We start from the raw sequence: 7,836 nt of genomic DNA, 5'->3' as shown, positions 1-7,836 counted from the left end.
GGCCGGGCCTGGGGGGAGGGGACAAAGCTGCTGCCGCTCTCCCAGGGCCGGGAGTGTTCCTGATAGCTGCGCCCGCTCTGCTCCAACAGCTCGGGGGGAATCTCCCCGGCGAAACGGGAGGGGCGGTTGGCGCTGGTGCGGCCGTAGAGCATGCGCATGCTGGCACAGGTGAGGTACAGCTGCTCCTTGGCCCGGGTCAGAGCCACGTAGCACAGCCGCCGCTCCTCTTCCATCTCCTCCTCGTCGCCAATGCAGCGCATACCGGGGAAGATGCCCTCTTCCATGCCCACCACAAACACCACGGGGAACTCCAGGCCCTTGGCCGAGTGCATGGTCATCATCACCACGGCGTCCTCGTTGGGGTCGTGGTTGTCCAAGTCCGTGTACAGGGCGATCTCGTCCAGGAAGCCCGCCAAGGTGGGGGACTCGCTGTTTTCCATATACCCCTTGATGGAGGTCAGAAGCTCTCGGATGTTCTCCAGCCGGGTGCGGTTTTCCACGTCCTGCTTCACTTGCAGCATGGCGGCGTACCCGGTGCGCTCCATCACCAGCTCGTAGAAGGCGGCCAGGTCCATGGAGGCGCTGAGGGCCTGTAGGTCCCGAATGATGGCGGTGAAGGCTCCCAGCTTGGCCCCAGCCTTTTGCAGCTCGGGGTACTGCTCGGGCTGGCTCACCACCTGCCACAGGGACAGCCCCTCCTGGGCGGCGATGGCCCGGGCCCGTTCCACGGTGGTGGCACCGATGCCCCGGGCGGGGACGTTGATGATACGGCCCAGGCGCAGATCGTCCTGGGGATTGGCCACCACGCACAGGTAGGCCAGCATGTCCTTCACTTCCGCCCGGTCAAAGAAGCGGGTGCCCCCGATGACCCGGTAGGGAATACCGGTGCGCTTGAAGGCCAATTCCAGCTGATAGGACTGGGCGTTCATGCGGTAGAGCACCGCATGGTCCCGCCACTTCATGCCCTGGCGGTAGTGCTCCAAAATGGTGTTGGCCACATACTGGGCCTCGTCGCTCTCGTTCATGGCGGTGTACAGATGGACCTTGTCCCCCTCTGCCCCCGCCGTCCACAGCTCCTTGCCCTTGCGGCCCTGGTTGCGGCGGATGACGTGGTTGGCCGCTGACAGGATGGTCTTGGTGGAGCGGTAGTTCTGCTCCAGGCGGATGCACTGGGCGTTTTTGTACTGGCTCTCAAAGGAGAGAATGTTCTCAATGGTGGCGCCCCGGAAGCGGTAGATGGACTGGTCGTCGTCGCCCACCACACAGATGTTTTTGTGGCCCCCGGCCAGAAGAGAGGCCAGCAGATACTGCATGTGGTTGGTGTCCTGGTACTCGTCAATGAGCACATAGCGGAACTTGTTTTGGTAGTAGGCCAGCACGTCCTCCTCCTGCTGCAAGAGGCGCACGGTGTGGAAGATGATGTCGTCGAAGTCCAGCGCCCCGGCCTCCCACAGCCGCTTTTGGTAGAGGGTGTACAGGCGGGAAATCTGCTCCAGGCGGAAATCTCCACTTTTATAGGCCTCTTTGTGGAAATCTTCCGCCAACTGCATCTGGTCCTTGGCCTTGGAGATGGTGCCCAGCACCGAGCGGGGCGGGAAGAGCTTTTCGTCTAGCCCTAGCTCCTTGAGGCAGTCCTTCACCACCCGGATGGAGTCGTCGGTGTCGTAGATGGTGAAGGAGGAGGGGAAGCCCAGCCGCTCAATGTCCCGGCGCAGGATGCGCACACAGGCGGAGTGGAAGGTGGAGGCCCAGATGTCCAGGGCCTGGGGACCTAGCACCCGTTCCAAGCGGTCTTTCAGCTCTCCGGCGGCCTTGTTGGTGAAGGTGATGGCCAGGATGGTCCAGGGGGGCGCAGGGTCCAGCTCACACAGCCGGGCGGCGTACTCCCGCCCTTCCTCAGTGGGGTGGTCCACATAGCTACGCAGGAAGTTCAAATCCTCTTCCGTGGCCCAGTCCGGCACCTCGGTGGAGTCGGAGCCCCGGCCGTAGCGGATGAGGTTGGCCACCCGGTGGATGAGCACCGTGGTCTTGCCCGAGCCAGCCCCTGCCAGCAGCAGCAGCGGGCCCTGGGTGGTGAGCACGGCCTGGAGCTGCTCCGGGTTCAGGTTGGGGTAGTCCAGGGCGATAGCAGCCCGGCGCAGAGAGGCAAATTCAGAACACTGTTTTTGATTGAGCATCTATATCAAATCCTTGCTGTAAAGTCCAGTTGCAAGCCATTATATCAGATTCCCACACCCAGGGCAACCGGGGGAGCGGTTGACTTGCAGGGGCGCACCCGTTAAAATGGGGAAAGACAGAGAAGGGAGGTGGCAGACATGCGCAAGCTGACCTGGTTTGCAGGGGGCTTTGCGGTTATGTGTCTGCTGATGATGGGGAACGTCCCGGTTTTGTGGCTGGTCGTCCCCGCCCTCCCGATTCTCGTGCTCTGGCATCGGACCCAGCCCAAGGACAAACAGGACTGGCTGGAGATGACCACAAACAGACGGTGGCGCTATGTGCTCTGGCAGGTGTGCCGCCGGGGAACGGCTGTGGTGTTGGGCTGCGGGGCCGGACTGTGCTGGTTTTGCGTGTACTATTTTCTGGTGTGTATCCCTGCCATGGACTGCCAGGGGATGCAGACCATCTCGGGCACGGTGATCGCCCAGCCCCAGGCCACCGACACCGGAAGCTATGCCTTCACCCTTCGCCTGGACTCCGGGGCGGACTTGCTTCTCTATGCGCCTGAGAGCTGGAAGTCGGTACAATTGGGCGACCATGTCCAGGTGGAGGGACAGGTGGAGTACACCGCGTTCACCTATGGGGAAGAAGTGACCTATTATACGGCCAAGGGGGTGTTTCTGCTGGGGACCTGTGACCAGGCGCCCACGGTGGAGCGCCCCGCTGTTCTGCCCATTTCCTGCTGGCCCGCCTGGGCGGCCCAGCGGATGAAAGAGGGCGTCCAGGTGGCCTTTGACCAGGTCGCCGCCCCGTTGGCCATTGCGGTGTCTCTGGGCGACAAGAACTTCCTGGACGACGGGCTGTACACCGACATGAATCGGTCGGGTGTGACCCACGCCGCGGTGGTGTCCGGACTCCACGTCTCCTTTCTGGTGGGGGTGCTGATGGTGCTGTGCCGTAACCGCCGCCGCTGCGCCGTGGCCCTCATTCCGGTGCTGGTGTTCTATGCGGTGATGGCCGGGGGCACTCCCTCCGCCTTTCGGGCGGTGTGGATGCAGGGAGCCGCGCTGGTGGTGCCTATGGTGGGACGGGAGCAGGATGCGCCCTCCGCTATGGCCCTGTCTCTGCTGGTGCTCATGGTGCAAAACCCCTTTTCCGTGGCGCAGGTGGGGTTACAGCTGTCCTTTCTGTCCGTGTCGGGGATTTTATTGCTCACCCCTAGAATCTACCGGGGCCTTACCAGATGTTTGGAGGAGCGTATCCTGCGTGGATGGAAGAAGGTGGCGGGGAGAGCGTGGCAGTGGGTCAGCGCCTCGGTGTCTGCCTCCCTGGGCGCTATGGTGCTGACGGTGCCGCTGGTGGGGGTGGTCTTCGGACAGGTGTCTCTGGTGGCGCCGGTGGCCAACATCCTGACCCTCTGGGCCATGTCGATTTTGATGATGTGCGCCCTGGTCCTGGGCCTTCTGGGGCTGTGGCTGCCCGGTGTGGCGGCACTGTTGGGACAGGGCGCGGGACTGTTGGGCCACTACACCGTGTGGATGGTGCACAAGTTGGGCACATTCCCCTATGCGGTGCTGGATATGAAGAACATCTACCACGTGATCTGGCTGGTGGGAGCTTATGCGGTATTTGGGCTGCTGCTGTGGGGCGGTGTGGCTCTGCTTCAGGTGCTTTGGACCGGAGCGGGGTTACTGATACTGCTGGCTCTGCCTGTGGGGCTGTCCGCCTTCACCGTGGCCCGGTCTGACTTGGTGGTGGGGGCGGTGGATGTGGGCCAGGGCGCCTCCACCGTCTTGATGCACGGAGACCACACCGTGGTGGTGGACTGCGGAGGGAGTGAGAGCACTTCAGCGGGGGACCTGTCCGCCGACTATCTGGCCTCGGTGGGGCGCACCGAGGTGGACGTGCTTCTGCTCACCCACTTGGACAAGGACCACTTCAACGGCGTGGAGCGCCTGCTGGACCGGGTGGAAGTGGGGGAGGTATACGTCCCCGTGTCCGCCAAAGACCAGGAGGAGGCCCAGCAGCTGGAGACTTGGCTGGAAGAGAAGAGTATCCCCTGCCAGTGGGTGGAGGATGAGGTGGACTTGACCCTGGGCGAGATGGAGCTGCGGGTCATCCCGCCCCTGGGCAGCGGCACCACCAACGAGGAAGGGCTGTCGGTACTGTGCACGGTGGAGGACTTTGACGTGCTGATCACCGGAGACGCAGACAGCTATGTGGAGCATATGATTGTGAAATACTTTGTCATCCCCAACATTGAGCTGTTGATGGTGGGACACCACGGCTCGGCGGACTCCACCAGCATGGAGCTCTTGGGCTGGGCCCGGCCGGAGCTGGGCATCATCTCGGTGGGAGAGGGCAACTCCTATGGACACCCGGACCCGGAGACCTTGGAGCGGCTGCACCGCTCCGGGGTGGAGGTCCACCGCACCGACCAGGAGGGGACGGTGACGGTGGTGGTCCAGGGGGAGAACGTGGGAATTTGGTAAATAATGAGGAGGAAGCGGTATGCCGCCCAAACAGCAAACGGACAACACCGCCATGCGGGAACTGAAAAAGGCGCTGCGCCAGGGAGGGCTGAAAAACCTCTATGTCTTCTACGGCGACGAGACCTTTTTGCGGGAATATTATCTGGGAGAGCTGAAAAAGGCCATTTTGCCCCAGGGCATGGAGGACTTCAACCTCCACACCGCCCAGGGCAAGGATTGCTCGGTGGACTGGATTGCCCAGGCGGTGGACTGCCTGCCCATGATGAGTGAGCGCACCCTGGTGCTGGTCACCGATTTTGACCTCATGGGCCAGGGGGAGAAGGGGCGGCAGCAGCTGCTGGAGCTGTTTGAGGACCTGCCCGACTACTGCTGTCTGGTGTTTGTCTACGACCTGTTGAACTTTAAGGTGGACGGGCGGAGCAAGCTGGGCACCTATCTGAAAAAGTCGGAGGCACTGGTGAACTTCCAGCGCCAGTCCACCGGGGACCTCACCGACTGGATTGTGCGCAAGTGCAAGGCCATGGGGCACCGGGTGGACAGTGCCGACGCCCAGTACCTCATTTTCCTGTGCGGGGACAGCATGACCAACCTGTCCACCGAGCTGGAGAAAATCTGCGCCTACGCCTCGGGGGAGCGGGTGACCAGAGAGGACATGGACGCCGTGGCCATTCCCCAGGTGGATGCAGTGGTGTTCCAGATGACGGATGCCCTGGCCCGCCGGGACTTTGACAAGGCCGCCGCCGTGCTGGCCGATCTGCTCCACAGCCAGGAGGCCCCCATCATGATTTTGTCGGTGATGGGCAAGTATTTCCGTCAGCTCTACACCGCCCGGCTCTATCTGGACGCGGGAAAGAGCCGCAGCGACTTTATGCAGCTGTGGGGGATGAAGCACTCCTTCCAGGGGGACAAGCTCATGGATGCGGCCCGAAAGTTCTCCCTGGTGTGGTGCCGTCACGCGGTGCGCCGCTGTGCGGAGGCAGACCTCCAGATGAAAATCAACTACGGGGCGGAGGGGGAGATTCTCACCCAGCTGCTCATGGAATTGTCCGCAGGACGGAAGGTGATTGAATGCTGAAAATCAAAGAGGCCATCATTGTGGAGGGCCGTTACGATAAAAACAGCCTGTCCCAGGTGGTGGACGGGCTTATTCTGGAGACGTCTGGGTTTGGGGTGTTCAAGGACGGGGAGAAGCTGGAGCTCATCCGCCGTCTGGCCCAGCGCCAAGGCATCATCGTCCTCACCGACTCCGACGGGGCGGGATTTGTCATCCGTAACTATCTGAAAGGGGCCATTCCCAAGGAGCAGGTGAAACACGCCTACATCCCCGACGTGTACGGCAAGGAGCGGCGCAAGCGCAAGGCCGGCAAGGAGGGCAAGCTGGGGGTAGAGGGCATGAATCCGGAAGTGCTGCGCCAGGCCCTTTTGCGGGCGGGGGCCACGGTATTGGATGGGGACGGACCCGCCCCGGCCCGGGGGGACTTGACCCCGGCGGACCTGTTTGCCCTGGGGCTCACTGGGCGGCCGGACTCGGCGGCACGCCGGGAGAAGCTGCTCCACCGCCTGGGGCTGCCCCAGCACATGAACAGCAAGGCCTTGCTGGCTATGCTCAACGCCCTGCACACCCCGGACGAGGTGGCGCAGATGGTGGAGGAACTGGAACAATCCAAGGAATAACCAAAAGGGGAGTGGACGAATGGTCCACTCCCCAAAACGTTGTGAGGGAAAGTTTAAACCTGAGGAATCTCAGGGGTGACCGGGGGCATCTGGTCGCAGCCGGTGCAGATGTCGTTGTCGGACACCTCGTTGCAGCTGACGTAGGTGTCGCCCACGGTGGCCACAGCGCCGAACTCCACAGGCACCGCCACGCAGATGTCCTGGGTGATGGTGAACACACAGGAGCCGTTCTTCATGCCGTTGCACACCTCACGGCCCGGAGTGACCACCGGGGTGCCGCAGCACTTGGTGGCGGTGATACCCGTCTGGGCGAAGGGGGTGACGGTGACGGGCACGCAGATGGAAGCGGACTGATAGCCCACGGCGGGGCAGGTCTGGGTCTCACCCAGCACCTCAGGATTTACGGTAGGAGGCATTGGAATCTCTCCTTTCTGGCCATCGCCGTTTTCAGACTATGCCGGAGCGGGGAGAAGGGTGACAGATGGAGTTGTATTTTCCATGGGGTCTGGTACAATGGGAGAGAAATAGAAAGGGGGAACGGTATATGCGGAAAGGCAGAGTGATCCTAGATACTGTCGCTTTTTTATGGCACTGCCTCATGGCTGCCATCACCCCTATATGGATAGGGTTCACGTATATGTTCCTGACCGGAAATGGGAAAGGGTACGACTACGATCTACGCAGCGAGGCGGATATCTATGTGCTCCTGGCGCTGATTGGGATGGTATTCTGGGCGTGCTGTACCATCCCCACCTTTGGATTTCTGACCAAAGAGTGCGCAAAGCTGGGGAAGAGATATCGATGGATTCCCCTTGCCGCCTTTCTACTGGTGGGGCTCCTTGTCATTTGCCTGTTGGGATGGGACAATTATTTGATGCTGTATGGTGTGAACGCATGAAAGGAGTGGGAGACCATGCGGGAGCTGCTGAAGAATATGCGGGCATATTTGATTTATAACGGTTTTATTTTCCTGTTTCTGTTGGTGGGATATGTTCTCATGCCCGGGCGTTTTGTGGGGCAAGATTGCGATTGGATTTGGATGTGGCTGGTGGTGGCCTATTGGGTGAGTATGTTTGAAGTGTTCCTGGCCGGGCCAGCATTTGCGCTGTTCTATCAGATGTACCAGTTCACGGTAAAGGAGATCTTCTGGTCTGCTCTGATTATTTTGGTATCCACCTTCCTTTCCCTGAGTGTCATGGATCTTTTGTTCAATGGCTGGGAAGGAATCTTAATGGAGCTTCTGTTTGCGCTGGGAGTTTCATTGTGGATTTCTGGTACCTATACCGTGGTTTATTTTATTTTGAGGTCCATTTGTAAAAAGACGAGGATGGGGTAGTGGGCAGAGAGAGCTACCAAACGGGAGCGCCCCGAATGCAGCTGCATTCGGGGCGCTCCCGTTTTTGGTTGTCTAATGAAAACCCCCGGCTGTGCCGGGGAGTTCAAAAAAAGCTTTAGCGTTCCATATGAAGAAAAAACTCCTTTTGATACAATAAGAGTGCGGTCTGCCAACTGC

7 protein-coding genes are annotated in these 7,836 nt (G+C 60.7%); 5 read left to right on the top strand and 2 right to left on the bottom strand.

Annotation, left to right across the window (positions count from 1 at the left end):
• Nucleotides 1-2,177, bottom strand: a 2,177-nt coding sequence (locus B5F22_RS11625; RefSeq protein ID WP_087392678.1) for a UvrD-helicase domain-containing protein, incomplete at its 3' end; no start/stop codon positions are given.
• 138 nt (nucleotides 2,178-2,315) lie between these two features.
• On the opposite strand from B5F22_RS11625, the gene B5F22_RS11620 reads away from it, so the two are divergent.
• From B5F22_RS11620 to B5F22_RS11610, 3 genes are read left to right on the top strand one after another with little or no spacing between them, the layout of a single operon-like run.
• Nucleotides 2,316-4,649 carry a DNA internalization-related competence protein ComEC/Rec2 gene (locus B5F22_RS11620; protein WP_087392677.1) on the top strand — a complete coding sequence of 778 codons (2,334 nt, stop codon included), beginning with the start codon at nucleotides 2,316-2,318 and terminating at the stop codon, nucleotides 4,647-4,649.
• Nucleotides 4,650-4,668: 19 nt separating this feature from the next.
• Nucleotides 4,669-5,724: a DNA polymerase III subunit delta gene (gene holA, locus B5F22_RS11615; protein ID WP_087392676.1), complete on the top strand. Its 1,056-nt coding sequence runs from the start codon at nucleotides 4,669-4,671 to the stop codon at nucleotides 5,722-5,724.
• Nucleotides 5,718-6,323 carry a DUF4093 domain-containing protein gene (locus tag B5F22_RS11610; protein WP_087392675.1) on the top strand — a complete coding sequence of 202 codons (606 nt, stop codon included), beginning with the start codon at nucleotides 5,718-5,720 and terminating at the stop codon, nucleotides 6,321-6,323. The genes holA and B5F22_RS11610 overlap by 7 nt, the downstream gene beginning before the upstream one ends.
• 53 nt (nucleotides 6,324-6,376) lie before the next feature.
• On the opposite strand, the gene B5F22_RS11605 is transcribed toward B5F22_RS11610, so the two are convergent.
• Nucleotides 6,377-6,739: a hypothetical protein gene (locus B5F22_RS11605; RefSeq protein WP_087392674.1), complete on the bottom strand. Its 363-nt coding sequence runs from the start codon at nucleotides 6,737-6,739 to the stop codon at nucleotides 6,377-6,379.
• Nucleotides 6,740-6,867: 128 nt separating this feature from the next.
• On the opposite strand from B5F22_RS11605, the gene B5F22_RS11600 reads away from it, so the two are divergent.
• Both B5F22_RS11600 and B5F22_RS11595 read left to right on the top strand, forming a co-directional pair.
• Nucleotides 6,868-7,221 (top strand): hypothetical protein, encoded by a 354-nt coding sequence (locus tag B5F22_RS11600; protein ID WP_143482258.1) that lies wholly within the window; start codon nucleotides 6,868-6,870, stop codon nucleotides 7,219-7,221.
• Nucleotides 7,222-7,236: 15 nt separating this feature from the next.
• On the top strand, nucleotides 7,237-7,659 hold the full coding sequence (locus B5F22_RS11595) for a hypothetical protein (protein WP_087392672.1): 423 nt from the start codon (nucleotides 7,237-7,239) through the stop codon (nucleotides 7,657-7,659).
• Nucleotides 7,660-7,836: the final 177 nt, after the last annotated feature.

Origin of the sequence: Pseudoflavonifractor sp. An187, from assembly GCF_002160275.1 — a bacterium.
Taxonomy (GTDB): domain Bacteria; phylum Bacillota; class Clostridia; order Oscillospirales; family Oscillospiraceae; genus Enterenecus; species Enterenecus faecium.
The sequence above is the reverse complement of the archived record's forward strand: the minus strand, read 5'-3'. Positions and strand labels throughout refer to the sequence as shown.